The sequence below is a fragment of the Kitasatospora sp. NPDC001261 genome, from assembly GCF_042896795.1.
Taxonomy (GTDB): domain Bacteria; phylum Actinomycetota; class Actinomycetes; order Streptomycetales; family Streptomycetaceae; genus Kitasatospora.
On sequence record NZ_JBIAXP010000021.1, the window covers coordinates 154,735 to 170,110 of the forward strand.

The 15,376-nt window shown below is 71.3% G+C and carries 22 protein-coding genes; 20 read left to right on the forward strand and 2 right to left on the reverse strand.

What is annotated here, in order from left to right; translation table 11 throughout:
- Positions 1-143 precede the first annotated feature (143 nt).
- From ACFY4B_RS27240 to ACFY4B_RS27250, 3 genes are read left to right on the forward strand one after another with little or no spacing between them, the layout of a single operon-like run.
- Positions 144-1,355 carry an AAA family ATPase gene (locus ACFY4B_RS27240; protein ID WP_387972124.1) on the forward strand — a complete coding sequence of 404 codons (1,212 nt, stop codon included), beginning with the start codon at positions 144-146 and terminating at the stop codon, positions 1,353-1,355.
- Between the two features lie 31 nt (positions 1,356-1,386).
- The gene (locus tag ACFY4B_RS27245; protein ID WP_387972127.1) at positions 1,387-3,015 is read left to right on the forward strand and encodes a VWA domain-containing protein; all 1,629 of its coding nucleotides are present in this window, start codon (positions 1,387-1,389) and stop codon (positions 3,013-3,015) included.
- A 50-nt stretch (positions 3,016-3,065) separates the two neighbouring features.
- Positions 3,066-4,154, forward strand: coding sequence for a DUF6744 family protein (locus ACFY4B_RS27250; RefSeq protein WP_387972130.1), 1,089 nt, complete (start codon positions 3,066-3,068; stop codon positions 4,152-4,154).
- Positions 4,155-4,281: 127 nt separating this feature from the next.
- Here the strand turns inward: ACFY4B_RS27250 and ACFY4B_RS27255 are convergent, their stop codons facing one another.
- Together ACFY4B_RS27255 and ACFY4B_RS27260 are read right to left on the reverse strand one after the other, a co-directional pair.
- The gene (locus ACFY4B_RS27255) at positions 4,282-4,800 is read right to left on the reverse strand and encodes a hypothetical protein (protein ID WP_387972132.1); all 519 of its coding nucleotides are present in this window, start codon (positions 4,798-4,800) and stop codon (positions 4,282-4,284) included.
- A gap of 285 nt (positions 4,801-5,085) precedes the next feature.
- Positions 5,086-5,385, reverse strand: a complete 300-nt coding sequence (locus ACFY4B_RS27260; RefSeq protein WP_387972135.1) for a helix-turn-helix domain-containing protein — start codon at positions 5,383-5,385, stop codon at positions 5,086-5,088.
- Positions 5,386-6,422: 1,037 nt separating this feature from the next.
- Between ACFY4B_RS27260 and ACFY4B_RS27265 the strand changes: the two genes are divergently transcribed.
- The 17 genes from ACFY4B_RS27265 to ACFY4B_RS27345 all read left to right on the forward strand — a co-directional run bounded on the left by ACFY4B_RS27265 (position 6,423) and on the right by ACFY4B_RS27345 (position 15,349).
- Positions 6,423-6,776 carry a hypothetical protein gene (locus ACFY4B_RS27265; RefSeq protein ID WP_387972138.1) on the forward strand — a complete coding sequence of 118 codons (354 nt, stop codon included), beginning with the start codon at positions 6,423-6,425 and terminating at the stop codon, positions 6,774-6,776.
- Positions 6,777-6,898: 122 nt separating this feature from the next.
- A complete protein-coding gene (locus tag ACFY4B_RS27270; protein WP_387972140.1) occupies positions 6,899-7,483 on the forward strand; it encodes a hypothetical protein in 585 nt (194 codons plus the stop codon).
- 223 nt (positions 7,484-7,706) lie between these two features.
- Positions 7,707-8,219 carry a hypothetical protein gene (locus tag ACFY4B_RS27275; protein WP_387972143.1) on the forward strand — a complete coding sequence of 171 codons (513 nt, stop codon included), beginning with the start codon at positions 7,707-7,709 and terminating at the stop codon, positions 8,217-8,219.
- A gap of 252 nt (positions 8,220-8,471) precedes the next feature.
- Positions 8,472-8,729, forward strand: coding sequence for a hypothetical protein (locus ACFY4B_RS27280; protein WP_387972146.1), 258 nt, complete (start codon positions 8,472-8,474; stop codon positions 8,727-8,729).
- A gap of 32 nt (positions 8,730-8,761) precedes the next feature.
- The gene (locus ACFY4B_RS27285; RefSeq protein ID WP_387972148.1) at positions 8,762-9,229 is read left to right on the forward strand and encodes a hypothetical protein; all 468 of its coding nucleotides are present in this window, start codon (positions 8,762-8,764) and stop codon (positions 9,227-9,229) included.
- Positions 9,226-9,378 (forward strand): hypothetical protein, encoded by a 153-nt coding sequence (locus ACFY4B_RS27290; protein ID WP_387972151.1) that lies wholly within the window; start codon positions 9,226-9,228, stop codon positions 9,376-9,378. Before ACFY4B_RS27285 ends, ACFY4B_RS27290 begins: the two co-directional genes overlap by 4 nt.
- A 62-nt stretch (positions 9,379-9,440) precedes the next feature.
- Entirely contained in the window at positions 9,441-10,061 is a 621-nt protein-coding gene (locus ACFY4B_RS27295; protein WP_387972154.1) for a VWA domain-containing protein, read from the forward strand.
- 115 nt (positions 10,062-10,176) lie between these two features.
- Positions 10,177-10,434 (forward strand): hypothetical protein, encoded by a 258-nt coding sequence (locus ACFY4B_RS27300; RefSeq protein WP_387972156.1) that lies wholly within the window; start codon positions 10,177-10,179, stop codon positions 10,432-10,434.
- Positions 10,435-10,505: 71 nt separating this feature from the next.
- Positions 10,506-10,877, forward strand: a complete 372-nt coding sequence (locus tag ACFY4B_RS27305) for a hypothetical protein (protein WP_387972159.1) — start codon at positions 10,506-10,508, stop codon at positions 10,875-10,877.
- Positions 10,878-10,947: 70 nt separating this feature from the next.
- Complete coding sequence (locus ACFY4B_RS27310) at positions 10,948-11,316, forward strand: hypothetical protein (protein ID WP_387972162.1); 369 nt, start codon at positions 10,948-10,950, stop codon at positions 11,314-11,316.
- Positions 11,317-11,586: 270 nt separating this feature from the next.
- Entirely contained in the window at positions 11,587-11,760 is a 174-nt protein-coding gene (locus ACFY4B_RS27315; RefSeq protein ID WP_387972165.1) for a hypothetical protein, read from the forward strand.
- Positions 11,757-12,122, forward strand: a complete 366-nt coding sequence (locus ACFY4B_RS27320; protein ID WP_387972168.1) for a hypothetical protein — start codon at positions 11,757-11,759, stop codon at positions 12,120-12,122. The genes ACFY4B_RS27315 and ACFY4B_RS27320 overlap by 4 nt, the downstream gene beginning before the upstream one ends.
- Before the next feature lie 126 nt (positions 12,123-12,248).
- On the forward strand, positions 12,249-13,055 hold the full coding sequence (locus ACFY4B_RS27325; protein ID WP_387972171.1) for an RNA ligase family protein: 807 nt from the start codon (positions 12,249-12,251) through the stop codon (positions 13,053-13,055).
- Between the two features lie 113 nt (positions 13,056-13,168).
- A complete protein-coding gene (locus tag ACFY4B_RS27330; RefSeq protein ID WP_387972174.1) occupies positions 13,169-13,900 on the forward strand; it encodes a hypothetical protein in 732 nt (243 codons plus the stop codon).
- Between the two features lie 21 nt (positions 13,901-13,921).
- Positions 13,922-14,344, forward strand: coding sequence for a hypothetical protein (locus tag ACFY4B_RS27335; protein ID WP_387972177.1), 423 nt, complete (start codon positions 13,922-13,924; stop codon positions 14,342-14,344).
- Positions 14,345-14,409: 65 nt separating this feature from the next.
- A complete protein-coding gene (locus ACFY4B_RS27340; protein ID WP_387972180.1) occupies positions 14,410-14,727 on the forward strand; it encodes a hypothetical protein in 318 nt (105 codons plus the stop codon).
- A gap of 106 nt (positions 14,728-14,833) precedes the next feature.
- Positions 14,834-15,349 (forward strand): hypothetical protein, encoded by a 516-nt coding sequence (locus tag ACFY4B_RS27345; RefSeq protein WP_387972183.1) that lies wholly within the window; start codon positions 14,834-14,836, stop codon positions 15,347-15,349.
- Positions 15,350-15,376 lie beyond the last annotated feature (27 nt).

Sequence of the window (15,376 nt, forward strand, 5' to 3'; positions counted from 1 at the left end):
AGACTCACCATCGGAACAACTGTGCACAGAAAGCCCTTGGGAAACCAGGGTAAGCCTATGCAAAAACGTACGTTTTTGCAGCCTTCAACCGATAGGCTTGAGCATGCCTGAGCGGCGGTCAGCTGGAGTGGGGAGTCCTTGTGGTGGATGAAGCGTCGGGCACGTTCGCGGCCGACGGAGCGGCCGGTACGGCTCAGCGGCTGCGGGCCGTCATCAAGGAGGTGTCGGGCCGGTTCTTCGAGCGCGACGAGGTGGTGCGCACCTTGGTGGTGACGCTGCTGGCCGGCCAGCACAGCCTGCTGCTGGGGCCGCCGGGAAGCGCCAAGTCCGAGCTCGCCCGCGAGCTGGCCGGCAGGATCGAGGACAGCCGGTACTGGGAGATCCTGCTGTCCAAGTTCACACCGCCCACCAAGATCTTCGGGCCGGTGGACGTCGGCGCCCTCGCCCTGGGTGAGTACCGCCAGGTGTTCGACGGCCGGGCTACCACCGCCGACGTCGGCTTCGTCGACGAGATCTTCAAGTGCAGCACGGCCGCGCTCAACGAGATGCTCGCCTACCTCAACGAACGCCTGTACCACCCGGAATCCGGGGGCGCGCCGATCCCCTGCCCGCTGATCGGCGCGATCACCGCATCGAACGAACTGCCCTCCGGGGAGGACAGCGCCGCGATCTACGACCGGCTGCTGGTACGCCTGGAAGTCGACTACCTGACCGACCCGGCCAATTTCGCCGCGCTGATCCGCTCGGCCACGGCCGCGTCCGCGCCGACCGTGCGCACCACGGTGACGCTGAAGGAGCTCAAGGCCGCGGTGGCCACCGCGGTGCCGGCTGTCTTGGTCCCGGAAGTCATCGTGGACACCATCGGGGCGCTGCGGGCTGCGCTGCGCAGGGAGGGGCTGATCGCCTCGGACCGCCGCTGGCGCCAGTCGGTGCGGCTGATGCAGGCCAGCGCGTGGCTGGACGGGCGCACCGAGGTCGGCGAGCACGACGTGGCGGTCCTGATCCACGTGCTGTGGGACTCCCCGACCGAGCGCCGCCTGGTCGAGCGTCAGGTGCTGGACCTGATCGACCCCGAGGGTAAAGAAGCACTCGACCTGGAGGAGGCGCTCGACGATCTCGAGGCTCAGTGGGCGGCGAAGGACGGCCAGGCCGCAGAGGACGTGAGCAACTGGGTGATCACGGAAGCGAGGAGGAAGCTCAACCGGACCGGCAAGGATCTGGAGAAGCTGCGCGAGGCGGCGGTGGCCGCCGGCCGGTCCACCACCGTGGTGGACCGGGTCCTCGGCCGCCAGCAGAGCTTGCTGCACCGGATCGTGAGCGAGGTGCTCGGCGTATCCGTGGGCACCGGGAAGTGAACACCAGCAGCAGGAAGGGGGACGAGGGGCGATGGGCAGGGCGCTGACCAAGCTCAAGGACCTGGCGCACCGGGCCGGCCGCTGGCTGGGCCTGGCCGGCGCCGTCGCGCCGAAGGCGACCACCGCGGTCGTCGCCGACCGGTGGGACGAGACCGACTGGAGGGAGATCCTCGACCAGTCCTCGGCCCTGCAGGACCTGGCCGATGACCTCCACCAGAGGTACGACTACACCGCCGGGCTGCTCCAGGACGTCTTCCTCCTCGCCTACAAGGTCACCCCGACACTGCGGGAGCAGGGGGAGATGGAACCTTCCCGGCTCGCCAACCACCAGATCGTCGCCACGATGGCCGCCAGCCCCGACCTGACGGAGCTGCGCCGGGAGACCGTCGGCGACCTGTACGCGGCCGGCCTGTCCGTCCTCGCCGTGGCCGAGCACCTGCGCCAGCTGCTGGAAGAGACCCGGCAGGCCCAGGAACAGGCCCAGCGCGCCGAGGACGCCCAGCGCGCCGTCGACGAGGCGGCACAGGCGGTGGCGGCCGCACTGGCACGGGCCGAGGAGGCGGCCGACGCCGACGGCTCCGTGCCCACCGCCGTGGCGGACGCGGTCCAGGAAGCGGTCGAGGCCGCCGAGCAAGCCGACCGGGCCGAACAGGACGCCGCGGCGGACGCCGACCAGGCCCTGGTCCGCGCTCTGCCCGCCATCCGGGCCGCGGTGCGGCACGCCCTGGCCGACGCGCTTGAGCAGGTCGGCGAGGACAGTGACCTGGTACGCGCCTGGGGCGTGGAACCCGGGCAGCTGGAACGCATGGACTTCGACCAGCGCGCCGAGCTCGCCGAGCGGCTGCGCGGCAACCGGCTCAGCGAGTTCGTCCAGCTGATCGGCCGCTTCCGGCTGATGGCCGCAGGCGAGCGGGCCCGCCGCGTCGAGGACGTCCCCGGCGAGCTGACCGGGGTGACGCTCGGGGACGACCTCACCCGGCTCCTCCCCTCGGAGACAGCCGCCCTGGGAGTGCCAGTGATGCGCGCGGTCTTCGCATCCCGCTACGCCGAGGGCCAGCTGATGCTCTTCGAGAGCCGCGGGGAGGAGCGCATCGGCCACGGCGCGATCATCGTCTGCGTCGACTGCTCCTCCTCCATGGACACCCGCCACCGGCGCGAGGCCGGCTCGCCCACCCGTGAAGCGTGGGCCAAGGCCTGTGTCCTGGCCCTGCTCGACCAGGCCCGCCGCTCCCGGCGCGACTTCGCGGTGATCCTCTTCTCCTCCCCCGGCCAGCTGCGCACCTTCCACTTCCCCGCCGACGAGCCGGTGAGCATCGCCCAGGTCGTCGAGATGGCCGAGCACTTCTACGCCGGCGGGACGGACTTCGAGTCGCCCTTGTCGGCGGCCGCCGAGGTGCTCGCCGCCCAGTACAACGCACAGGGCACCCAGCGCGGGGACATCGTGCTGATCACCGACGGCGAGTGTGAGGTCGGCGAGGAGTGGATGCGCGACTGGCAGGTCACCAAGGCCCGGCTCGACTTCCGCACCTTCGGCATCGCGGTCGGATCCCCGAGGGCCGGCGTACCCGGCTCCGTTCTCGACGTGCTCTCCGACAACGTGCGCACCATCGACGACCTCACCGACCCCGAGCCCGCCGCCGACCTGTTCCGGACGATCTGACCCGTTCCCACCACCTGCCAGTGCCCTCCCCTGCCGCCCGGAGCCCGACCATGACCACCCAGGACCCGCAGCATCCCTCCCCCGCCGCCGACCTGACCACCGGCAACCCCGAGCTTGACGCCTACACGGCGGCCATGGCCGGCGACCAGGCCCCGTTGCTGGGACACGTGGTTCTCTACTCCGTGTTCCCCGGCACCGTCACTCCCGACGACCTCACGGCCTGGTTCACCGAACTCGACCTCGACCCCGACTTCCTCCCGCCTCCGCTGAAGAGCGACGCCGCCTACGAGCGGGTCACCGGCCGCGACGGCGTCAGGGTCACCTACCCACTGGACGACCCGACCGCCACCGGCCGCGACGGCCGCCGCCGCAGGCGCCAGCCCGACGAGCTCGGCCGCTCCGCTCTCCTGATGGTGCGCCCGGTGTCGCGGGACAGCGGGCGCATCGTGCGCCACGTCGTGCGGGAGGTGCGGGACGAGCGCAAGGTCAAGCTCCGCTACGACACCCGCCTCGCCGCGGTGGTCTTCCGCCGCGACACCAGCGAGCCCGGCGCCGGCCAGATGACCATCAAGCCGGACGACAAGGCCATCGCCGCACTCCCCGAGGCCGAGCAGACCACCGTCCGGGAGATGCTCGCCGAGATCCAGGCCAGCTACATCACCAACTGCACCTACTTCACCGGCGACCGGCTGCGCTCCCTAGTCCGCGCCTACGTCGAACACCTCGGCGCGATCAAGCTCCGCCCCACCGGTGGCGTCTACTTCGTCCACCACCGACACGACGCCACCCTGGCAGCCCTGCGCGAGCTGGTCCGTCGCTTCGGCCACGGCAGCCTGCTGGCCAGGGTGCCGCTCCCGGACCAGGACGAGCAGCGCGAGATGGTCATCGCGGCGTTCACCACCAACGCCCGGGACGAGCTGGAAACGCTCGCGAAGGACCTCGCCGCCGCCCGCCGAGCCGGAGCCAAGCAGGCCGAGGTGGAGAAGCTGTTCGAGCGGTATCGCGCTCTCCAGGCATCCACCGCCGAGCACTCCGAGCTGCTGTCCGTCACCCTTGACGACACCAACGATGCCCTCGAGCTGGTCAAGCTGCAGCTCACCAACCTGCTCACCACCGCCGACCACGAGGACGACGACTAGCCCGGTATACCGCGAATCCCGGCGACGACGCTCGGCACGGTGGACCAACACCTTGCGCCTAGGCAGCGGTGGGCTCAAAGCCAACGGAGGCGGCGACCCGACTCTTCAGGAGTTGCCACCGCTACGGTCACGGGCGGTTGGCTCCGCAGCCGTAAGTTTCCAGGATCGTCCGGGTGGCGTCGTCGGCGGGGATCAGGCGGTGGGTGCTCCCCTGGTAGGCGTTGGCGAACACCAGCGGCTTGTCCTTGCTCGACGGCACGACGGTCATCTGCCGGTCGGAGAACGCGACAGCGCGGATCTGGCTCCAGTCGTACGGCGTGCCGTTGAGGCAGCCGGTGGTCCCGCTGAGCTCGTGCTGGTAGCGCAGTTCGGGGGCCGGCCAGACGTGGTGGGCGAGGTCGGAGCTCCACGTCATCGCGGCGAGCAGCGCCGCGATGCCGAAGGCGGCGGCACCCTTGTGGGTCCCTCCGGGCCGAAGCCGCGTCAGCACACTGGGGACGACCAGGAGGACCCCCACAGCAGCCAGCATGGCTCCGCCGAGGTAGCCGGTTTTCCTCGTCGCGGTGGGCAGCGCCGCGTCGACCATGGTCGACGCCAGGATGAGCAGCGCAGCGGCGAGCGCTCCGCCGGCGACGGTAGCCGACACGGGCGGCCACCGTCGGGCGTCAGTGGAGGGGTGGGGCACGGTCGCTCTTCTCGGGTGGTGGCGGGGACGGTCGAGAGTACAGGGCGACCACGACGGCGCCGGGGCTGCTGGCCGCGATGCACCGGACATCTCATTTCGCCGGGGGCCGAGGGGGGAACGGTCCGCGGACCCAGCTCCGACTCGGCCAGCCGCCGTCGCCGTTCCCACCAACCCCATGATCTGGAGACCGAATGCCCACCACACCTACCCTGCTGTGTCCGAGGACTCCCTGTCGGCGCCGTGCGCTCAGGCGTCGGGCTCCTGGAAGTCTTTCTCCGGAGCGTTGATGATCTGGGACACGGCGGGCTGACTGATTTCGGCGGCATCAGCCAGATCGGCCTGGGTCCAGCCGCCACCCGCGTAGGCCTGACGGATCACGCGGGCCCGCTCCCGACTCGCCTTCTCTCCGTCGACCACCCGAAGCGTCAGCCCGGCAAGGTGCGTGCGGGTCGTCAACCGTGCGGTCTCCGGGTCTGCCAAGATCTCTTGCACCCGGCGGGCGCGTTCCTGCAGGTCGATCTGTTCGTGGTCGTCTCGCTGAGCCATGCCACACCCCTCAAGATCAATATAAGCAGCTTCTAAAAGTAGCTTATACTAGAGTGTCGCTGCTCCGCCGAAGGTCGCGAGGCTCCCGGGCGGGTCCCATGGAGCTACTGGTCGGGGCCCCTTCCAACTCCCGCCCTTCCTCCCCCTGCTCCGCCGGCGCGGTGGTGGTGACGATCGCCCGAGATATTGCCAAGACCTCCCGCCCGGCCGCCCGGGACGGGACGGCGGGCTGGCCGGTGGGCCGGGGCGCGGTCGAGCGCCATGCCGACGGTCAGGTGTGAGGTGTCCGCCCACACGAACAGCAGGATGCGCAGCCCCTCGTCCTTGGCGCGCTGGAGCTTGCCCAGCCTGTTCGCCGCCACCTCGCCGAGAAGGAAGGCGGCGACGCCGCCGACGCTACTGACGGCGGAGGTGGAGGCGAAGATCCGGCCCGGACGTCCGGGCCGGTCTCGACCTGCGCGACGGCCCGCAGGCGCAACGCGCGAAGCATGTCGGCGCCGTCCCCAGCAGCGGTCGGCTGTTCGTCGCTGCGGGGTTCCTGACGGCCGTCTCGCCGCGGCTGGCTCTTCGGACTGCAACTTGGACGGCCCGGGGCTGAAGCGCTGTCAGTAGCAGGAGCCGACAGGTAGCGAGGACGCCAAGCAGCCGAAGTCAGCGACGCTCACGGAGTTGCAGTTGGTGACCTGGCCGTCGGGGTCGAATAAGCTGCAAAAACGTACGTTTTCGCAATTGAAACCAGCTTCGCTGGACCGTATTTTCTTGGTTCACCCCACCCTCCCGGCTCTTCGATTCTCGGGGCTCGGCACCTGCGCACCAGGTCGTCCGGTCCGTGTCCTCGCCGGCCCGCTCGCACGCTCGCTCTACCGGCTCCGGTACTCCCTCCCTCCCCGGCACTCCGGTCGCCGAGCCCCGGACATCTCATTTCGCCGGGGGCCGGGGGGAACGGTCCGCGGCCTTCGACCCGAAGTGGCCAGCCGCCATCGCCGCCCTCCGCCCAGCACACGACCAACAACCAAGCCCCACGATCTGGAGCCCGAATGACCACCATGCCGACCCTGCTGATCGAGAACGCCCTCGACGACGCCGCCCAGGCCGCCGCGATGGACGACACCACCGCGCTGCTCCGGGCCGCCGCCAGCCGGCACGGCGTCGCACAGGAGAGCCTGCTGGCCGACCTTGCCGCCGAGGTGCTCGGAGCCGTCCACCTGGGGTACCTGCTCGCCGCCCGCGACGGCCTCACCGGCGGCGACCGGCAGCGGGCCGCCATCACCACCCTGGCCCGATCCCTCCAGGAGGCCGGACAGCCCGACCTGGTAGAGCCGGCCATCCGACGGCTCTGGGGCGGCTGGCCGACGCGGGACACCGCACCGCGTCGCCGGGCAGCAGGTTGACAACCCTCCCCGTGATGGGTAGATTAGTACATGTCGAGATCGGGAGGGCAATCCCGCGAACGGCCACCACGAACCAGCGCAGCCAGCTCTTGTGCCAGCTGCCACATCGAGACGAATCGGAAGTGACCGTGAACGAGTGGACGCAGGTCATCACCCGCAACGGGAAGCTGTACGGGGAGGACCGGGTCACCGAGGACCATGCCCGGCTCATCCTCTCCCGTGCCGGAGGGGCCCGCCGGGACATGACGCTCTGGCACAGCGGCCAGTTCGAGTACGAGCACCCTGCCACGTTCGGCAGCGCCGGCTCGCTGGTCCGCTTGGTGCCGGACTCCCCGGTGCTGCCGCTCAACCCGTCACAGGCCGCAGCCGTGGCCCTGCTCGGTCCTGCGGGAGCGACGTGGCAGAACGTACGGGACCAGTGGGTCATCCGGCCCGAGGGCAGCGGTGACATACTGCCGGCCCTCTCGGCGGAGCTGCTGCAGTTCGGCTACATCACTGGGGAACAGGCCGCAGGCGCCCCGGTGCAGGCGCGCACCGCGGCCCTGGTCGCGTCCATGTTGCTCGTCCACCAGGTGGTGTGGACCGCGGCCGAGGCGACGTGCAGCTGCGGGTGGCTGCAACTGGCCGATTCGCGCGAGGAGAGCAGGGGGCAGGCCGAGCGGCACAAGCTCGGCCGGTGGCACGCCGCCTTCGCCGAGCCGCTCTAGCCGGCCCTGCGTGCAGCGCGGCCGAGGTCCGCGCCGAGAGCCCAGGTCGAAGAGAGGGGGCTCTCGGCCGACGCTCGAAGCCGACTGCGGGGTACCCACGGGGCCCCGGGCCGACTCCGGTTGACACCCCTCCCCAGAGCTGGTAGATTAATGCATGTCGGAACGGGGAGGGCAAATCCGAATCCGGCCACCACGGACCACGCCCACGAGGAGCAGGAGCAGCATGGGAGCCGTCGACTTCACCGCCTACCAGGACGGCACCGATGCCGCGAAGGCATTCCGGGATGCCATCGAAGAAGCCCGCTACCAGTACGGCAACCGCCCGTACACCGGCACCCTCGCCGAGAAGGACGACTTCCAGGTCATCACCGACACCCCCCTGTCCATGGACGACGCCGAAGCCCTCGCCGGCCGCATCATGTCCGACGACCGCCATCCGGTCCAGGACAAGTACGGGCCGGCCGGTGCCATCCCCGTCCTGACCGACCAGCGGACGGTGACGGTGACCATCCCGGCCACCGCGCAGGGCTACCGGACGACGGAAGAGGCCGCGCTGACCGTCCTCGCCGACGAGGGCAGGCTCCTTCCGGGCGAGACCGTCGGCTACTGCATCACCGGCATCTACTCGCACTGCCCCCGTACCGGCCGGATCCGCTCCGGCGATCTCACCGTCCCCCTCCAGGGCGGCCCGCCCGAACACCGCGGCTGGCTCTTCTTCGGGCTCGCCTCCTACTGATCGCCAACCCACACCGTCCGGGTGGCCCGCCCTGAGTGCGGTTGCCGCCAGGGCGTGTCGGCCCCAGGGCCCGGCCCGGCGCGCAGGGGGAGGCGAACGCGCCGAAGGTCTGGTTGTCAACGAGTCCGCAGCCGGGCCGGGGCCCGGCTGCAGGCGAGTTGACATCCCCACCCATGTCAGGTAGATTAGTGAATGTCGGAACGGGGAGGGCAAACCCCGGGGCCGGCCACCGCGAACCACGAAGGAAGTGCCATGAACGTCGCCCCCGACCCCGTCTCCACCCCCGCCCGCGCCGCGGAGCCCCGCATGCCGCGCTTCTGGCCCAGCCGCCGCCGGGAGTCCACCCCGCCGCCGTCCATGGAGCTCAACTGCGTCTGCGGCGCCCGGATCGCGGCCACCGGCCTGGTCGGCGTCCTCGCAGCCCGCACCGCCATCACCAAGCACCAGTGCACCCCGGAGGGTGGTCCGAAGGCTCCCGAACAGGAGCAGACACCCCTTGCCGCGAAGTGACAGCCCCAGTAACGACCGGAAAGCACCGCTCCATGACCACACACCCCCCGATCGTCCCTGAAGCTGCGGCCTTCCTGGACCGCGCGCATGGGGAACTGGCCGGCAACCCCCTCCGCGAGTGGATCCTCAAGGAACTGGCCGAGGGCTTCGGACACCTCTATCGGCTCGGCTACTGGCGAGACCCGAAGCCGATCGGCCCGGCCCCGGTCGGCGTGCCCGAGGCCGCGGCCGAACTCGCTGTGCACTCGCCGCTGGTGGCGTCCGAAGATGCCTGGGCCTCCTTCGAGCTCCTGGCCGAGTTGGAGGAGCCGCAAGGGATGACCGGCTCTGCAGGCGACGCGCAGCAGTGGATCACCGGCGCGACCGACCAGGCGTACAACCTGTACGTCCTGGCAACCGGCCGGGAGATCGGCGCCAGCAATCTCGACGTCTGGCGCGCGGTGACCGTGGTTGCCGAGGCCCGCGCCGACGTTGAAGCAGTCCGCGGCGGCGGCACGTGACCGCGCCCCCGGCCGACCGGCCGCGCGAGCGCTGCCCGGAGTGCGGCACCCGCGAGCACCTCGACCAGTGGCAGGATGCCGCCGCCTCCGGCTGGCAGTGTCTGCGCCCGGACTGCCAGTCCTACGGCGTCTACGGCGAATACGAGTAGCCGGCCTGCGCCGGCCTCCCCCGCCCACCTCTCAGAACCACCAACAGCAAGGAGCAGCCCCCGTGGCAGACCAGACCCGTCACCTCGTCCTCATCGTCGACCAGTCCGGCAGCATGGAGGAACTGCGCGCCGACATGGAGGGCGGAGTCGCCACCTTCCTCGCCGAGCAGCAGGAGGTGCCCGGCACCACCCTCGTCACCCTGGTGCTGTTCAACAGCGACGTCGAGACGGACTACGAGCTGCGCCCGCTCGCTGAAGTGCCGCGGCTGCGACTGCGGCCGATGGGCCGGACCGCGCTGCTCGACGCCATCGGCTCGACCATCCGGCGCGTCGACCGGCGCGCCGCGACGGGCCCGGCGGCCGAGCAGCCGGCCGAGACCGTCTACGTCATCGTCACCGACGGGCAGGAGAACGCCTCCCGGGAGTTCTCCGGCGACGTGGTCCGCTACCTGATCGGCGAGCAGGAGGCGCGAGGTGCCACCTTCGTCTACATGGCCGCCAATCAGGACGCGTTCGCAGTGGCGCGAGGTCTCGGGATCAACCCCGGCACCGTCCTGCCGTACGACACTGCCGCCACCGAGGCCAGCATGACCTCCGTCGGCCGGGCGGTGGCGCGCGGGTCGCGGACCGGCGACTTCACGTTCACCGGGGCCGAGCGTGAGCAGGCCACCGGCACCGCGTGACCCGAGCGGGCGGGTTGACATCCCTCCCCAGAGCGGGTAGATTAATGCATGTCGGAACGGGGAGGGCAAGCCCCGGATCCGGCCACCACGAACCTCCGAGCATCAAGGAAGCACCGTGAAGACCACCTGTGCCTGCGGGCACCCCATGTTCACCGGCGACGCCGAGCCGCAGCAGCACGAGCCGGAGGAGAGCCACTCCCCTCTCGACCTCCTCCTGTCCCTGCTGGTCGCCGTCAACGGTCCGGGCGCCCCGCAGCGGCCCGCCCCGAAGGCCACCGCCGAGGCGCGGCCGGGCAGGCCGGACGCCGACCGCGCGAACGAGCGGGACGGCGCAGTCCGGACCGTCGACGTGTTCGTCATCGACCTGAGCTGACCCTCCGCCAGGTCCGGGGCGGCCTACGCAGGCCGCCCCGGACCAGCCCTCGCAACGAAAGACGCCACGCCATGACCATCACCTTCCCCGAGGCCGTCAACTTCCTCACGACCCAGGCCAGCCGCGAGGACCTCGCCACGCTGGAGGCCACCGCCGAGGTGCGCCGCAAGACGCTGCGCAGCGAGCGCGCTGCCGCGATCACCACCGGCATGAACGTCGAGCTGGAGAAGCTCGGGACGAAGTACATGAACGGCCTCTCCGGCACGATCGTCGAGATCCAGCGCCCTCGCACCGGCGAGCCCCGCGCCGTCGTCCGCCTGGACGAGCAGTCGTTCCAGACGATCCAGCTCTACAAGTACATCTCCCCCACCACGAAGCACTACAGCCTGCGGGTGCCGCTCGGCTGCTGCAAGGAACTCACCACCCCGACGAAGCCGTCCTGACGCGCCGAAGGCGCCTGACCATCCGCACCACGTCCAAGCCGTCAGCCTTCGAAGAGAAAGACGACCACCAGTGACCAGCACCGTCACCGTCGCCGACGTTGCCGCCTACCTGGCCAGCCAGGCGACCGACCCCGAGATCGACCGGTTCTTCGAGCTCTCCCACCAGCGAACCAAGTTCCTCAACTCCGCCCGCGCCGCCATGCTCACCACCGGGGACGCGGTCCGCATCCAGGGCATGAGCCCGAAGTACCTCAACGGACTCCAGGGCAAGGTCGGCCCGATCAACACCTCCCGGAAGGGCCCGTACACCACACTCCTGCTGGACAAGGCGTCCACCGCGAAGCTCCGCAAGGCGTCCAAGAGCTACTACATCCCAGCGGACGCCGAGGACTTCGGCCTCGAAGGCATACCGCTCAGCTGCTGCGTCCCGCAGGAGTGACGGGTGTGCCCCGGGTGCGCAGACCGCGCACCCGGGGCACGGCCCTGCCCGCCGGCACCGGCGCGCCTCGGACCGGTGGCGGTCCTCGCCGGGCTCGCCGGCGGAGCGCGCAGTGGCCGCTGGGGGAGCGGGGCCGCTGCCAAGCCGGGCCGGCGCAGTTGGCGACCCGGCTTGACACCCTTCCCCACGAAGGGTAGATTAGTACATGTCGGAACGGGGAGGGCAAACCTCGGGCCGGACACCACGGACCACCACGACGAGGAGCACTCCATGCAGGCCCCCTGCGACGACTGCCGCACCCGCTCGGACCTTCGCCTCCACACCCGGCTCACGCTCGCCGGGAACATGATCCGCACCTACCTGTGCCCGCCCTGCGGCACCGACTTCGACGCCGCCACGGCCCGGATCGAGGCCGAGCACCCCCGCGTGCTGGAGCTGGTGTGAGCGGGCAGCGCGGCCTGACGGCCGCCCGGTCGATCCGATGCCACCTCGCCGCCGCGCGCGGCGCGGCCACCGACGCCGCCGCCCGCCTGCTGATCTCGGCCACCGATGCCGTGGCCTCCCGCTCCCGGGTGCCGAACCCCGTTGGAGCGACGCGCATCGTCCTGTCGCAGCTGGCCGACCAGAACCTCTCCGGTGCCGACTTCTACGACGAAGTCACCTATCGGCTCGCCAGGGCCGGATTCACCTGGCCCGCAGGGCTCTGCGACATCTGCAACGCCGAGCTGACCGAGGACCAGGCCGAGCGGACCAGCCTGTGCCAGCTCTGCGACGGCGACGCCCCGGCGCTTGCGCTCGCTTCCTGACGGCCGCTCGATCCCGACCCCCGTACCCCCCCCGCACCGCCGGACGCCGGATCGGGCGCGGCGGTGCCCACCAGCAGCAGCCAGACGGACGACCGTCCCGCTGCCTACCTGTCGAAGGAACGACACATGTCCACGCTGAACCTTGCCGCCCTGCACTCGGCCACCAAGTACCCGAGCATCCTCACCTACCACGCCCTGGGCCACCGGGGTGCGCTGCTGGAGGAGGCCACGCCGTTCCACGGCGAGGTGGTCGCCACCGAGAAGATCGACGGCGCGAACGGGCGGATCATCGTGATGCCGGACGGCCAGGACTACGTCATCGGCTCCCGGGAGGAGCTGTTCCACGCCAAGGGCGACCGGGTGTTCAACCCGGCGGCCCGGATCGTCGAGGCGCTGAAGCCGCTGGCCGACCGCCTCACGGCGGGCACGTTCCCGCTGACCGGCGACCGGATCACCACGCTCTACCTGGAGGTCTACGGCAGCCAGGTCGGTGCCGCCCACCAGCAGTACGCGGGCGAGGGCAGCGTCGGCTACCGCCTCTTCGACGTCTCCTCGGTGGACGCCGAAGTCCTGGAGTGGGAGCAGCAGCGCATCGTCGCATGGCGCGACCGGGGCGGTCAGGACTGGTGGGGCGAGGGGGCCCTCCAGAACCTCACCGCCACCGAGGGCATCCCGCTGACCCCGCGCCTGGCCGTGCTCCAGGGCGACGAGCTGCCCACCTCCGTCGAGGCCATGCACCAGTGGCTGACGGCCATCCTGCCGAGCACCCTCGTCCCCCTCGACCAGGGCGCGGGCGGCCAGCCCGAGGGCGTCGTGCTGCGCAGCTCCGACCGCACGACCATCGCCAAGGCCCGGTTCGTGAACTACGAGAAGACCCTGCGCCACAACCCGCGCCAGGCGCAGGGCAGGAAGAAGCCCGCGACCACCGGCTGAGCACCGTACCGGCCCGGCCCGGCAGGCCCCACCCGGCGGCCCGCGCCGGGCCGGGCCAGCCGCCGGGAGACCGGCCGACCCCGCCACCGAACCGCACCCCGAGGAGATACCTGTTGACGTTCGACACCCTCCCGCTGGCCACCGAGGCCGCCGCCGCGCTCGACGGCTGGACGGTCGGCAAGAGCCACGGGGACACCTGGCTCCACCACCCCGACGGCGGGATCGTGAAGATCGGCCAGGGCAAGGGCCGACCGGTGCGTGTGGAGGTGACCGGCATCCTCCCGGCCGGCAGCTCCCAGCACATGCCCGCGATCACCGTTGCGGCGGCCCGGGGCGGCACCGCCCTGGCCGACGAGATCCGCCGCCGGCTCCTGCCCGCTTACGGCGAAGCACTCGACCTCGCCCGGGCCGAGCTCGCCGCGGCGAAACGCCTGGCCGACCAGTGCGAGCAACTGCTGCGGCAGCTCAGGGCGCCGCTGCCCACCGCCACCCCGGACCGCTGGGACCCGACGAAGGCGTTTCGCTGGAGAGCCGGCCCCCGGGACTTCGGCAGACGGCCAAGCGCCCCTGACTGGCACACCGCCGCCGAAGTCTCCATCACCGGCAGCCAGTTCGAAGTCGACATCAGGCTGCGCTGGCTTCCCGCCGAGGTCGCCGCCCAGATCCTTCAACTCCTCGGGACTGCGGCCGCCGCCCGCTGGGCCCCGGCCGCCAGCAACTTCTCCGGCAGCCGCCCCCGCCGGAACCAGCAGCGCAGGCTCAGCCGCCGCGACCGCCGGCTGCACCGCCGCGAGCAGCGGCGCCGGCACCCGGCACCGAACGCCGGCGCCGCCCCGCTCGACTGACCACCCTTCCTGGAGAACGACGTGACCACGACCTTCCGCGGCTTCACCGCCGAGCCCAACCTGGGTGAAACCGGCTCACAGACCAGCGCCCGCGCGATCACCACCGGCGTCGCCCACTGGGGCGACCCGGTCGCCGCCGCCGTCTACAGCGAGTGGGACACCCGGTCGCCCGACGGCCTCATCGACTTCACCGGCCCCAACGGCTGGTACCTGGAGCTCGAGGTGGCCGGCCACGCGGTCCGGGTCACCCACGACTGCACCACCCACGACATGAATGCGGTGTGGTCGATCGACATCGACGGCCGCCGCCAGCCGGCCCCGAAGGTCTTCCACGGCGAGCCCACCGACGTGAAGGGCCTCCGCCTGGGGCTCACGGTTCACCGGGCTCTGCGCGCACTGACCTCCCCCCAGGGAGCCCAATCCTGCCCGAATCTGGTAGAATAGTTCATGTCGAAGGCGGGAGGGCAAGCCTGCCGAGGCCACCACGGACCCCCGAACCCGGAGCCCCAATGCCGCACACCGTCATCCCCGCCGCCAGCGTGCGCCCCGTCGCCTACGCCGTCACCTGCCTGCCCGACGGGCACCCGTGGCAGGCGGACCTGACCCTCTCGGTCGAGCAGCGCGACAGTGGCTGGATCGTCCTGCACGGCTTCCGGACGCTCTCGCGGGACGGCGCCTGGGACCTGACCGAAGACGGGGCGGCGTGGACGGCCGGGCACCGCTTCGAACTCGACCAGGCCCTGGAGCTCGCCCGCGCCGCCGCGCCCCACGTCCTGGTCAACGGCCGCGGCGTGGCCCAGGCGCTGCTGATCCACCCGGGCCCGTGAGTGCCCATGGTCCGACGGCTGCGCCGGTCGCCACCGGCCATGCCCTCGGATGACCGCGGCCACCGCCACGACGACTGCCACACCGAACCAGAGAGAGCGAACAGCAATGAGCGCCGAGCAGCGCAACTACACCGTGACCTGGAGCATCGACGTCACCGCAGCCACCCCGGCCGAAGCGGCGCTGAACGCGGCCGAGTTGATGCGCAGCCGCGACCGCGAGGTCGACGAGTTCGAGGTCTTCGACGTCGAGGCCCGCACCGCGGCCAGCGTCGACCTGGTCACCGGCACCACCAGGGAGATCCCGTACGGGCCGAGGGTGGACGTCGTAGTCGACCACGACCACGCCGGCACCGAGGTCACGGTGTTCGTGCAGGGCCGCGAGGCGCACCCGGACGACCCGGCGGAGCCCGCGGTATGGCACGTCATCGACCCGGGCCCGGAGGACGAGAACCCCGACCATGCCTGGTACCGCGACAACGTCGAGAACCGGCCGGAGGTCCCGTCGGCGGTCCGCACCTTCATCAACCACCTGGCGATGGCGTACCACCACTGCGGCGCCGAGGAGGACTGCGCGGCCTCCGACCCGGACGGCGTCGCCGTGTGCTCCGCGGCGGAGGCGTGAGCGGGCGGCGGACCGCAGAGGCGGTGT

Bases quoted from the DNA above. Each gene is read 5' to 3' on its own strand.
- ACFY4B_RS27245 (WP_387972127.1), top strand. From the start codon at position 1,387: ATGGGCAGGGCGCTGACCAAGCTCAAGGACCTGGCGCACCGGGCCGGC.
- ACFY4B_RS27250 (WP_387972130.1), top strand. From the start codon at position 3,066: ATGACCACCCAGGACCCGCAGCATCCCTCCCCCGCCGCCGACCTGACC.
- ACFY4B_RS27260 (WP_387972135.1), bottom strand. From the start codon at position 5,385: ATGGCTCAGCGAGACGACCACGAACAGATCGACCTGCAGGAACGCGCC.
- ACFY4B_RS27265 (WP_387972138.1), top strand. From the start codon at position 6,423: ATGACCACCATGCCGACCCTGCTGATCGAGAACGCCCTCGACGACGCC.
- ACFY4B_RS27275 (WP_387972143.1), top strand. From the start codon at position 7,707: ATGGGAGCCGTCGACTTCACCGCCTACCAGGACGGCACCGATGCCGCG.
- ACFY4B_RS27280 (WP_387972146.1), top strand. From the start codon at position 8,472: ATGAACGTCGCCCCCGACCCCGTCTCCACCCCCGCCCGCGCCGCGGAG.
- ACFY4B_RS27285 (WP_387972148.1), top strand. From the start codon at position 8,762: ATGACCACACACCCCCCGATCGTCCCTGAAGCTGCGGCCTTCCTGGAC.
- ACFY4B_RS27305 (WP_387972159.1), top strand. From the start codon at position 10,506: ATGACCATCACCTTCCCCGAGGCCGTCAACTTCCTCACGACCCAGGCC.
- ACFY4B_RS27315 (WP_387972165.1), top strand. From the start codon at position 11,587: ATGCAGGCCCCCTGCGACGACTGCCGCACCCGCTCGGACCTTCGCCTC.
- ACFY4B_RS27325 (WP_387972171.1), top strand. From the start codon at position 12,249: ATGTCCACGCTGAACCTTGCCGCCCTGCACTCGGCCACCAAGTACCCG.
- ACFY4B_RS27340 (WP_387972180.1), top strand. From the start codon at position 14,410: ATGCCGCACACCGTCATCCCCGCCGCCAGCGTGCGCCCCGTCGCCTAC.
- ACFY4B_RS27345 (WP_387972183.1), top strand. From the start codon at position 14,834: ATGAGCGCCGAGCAGCGCAACTACACCGTGACCTGGAGCATCGACGTC.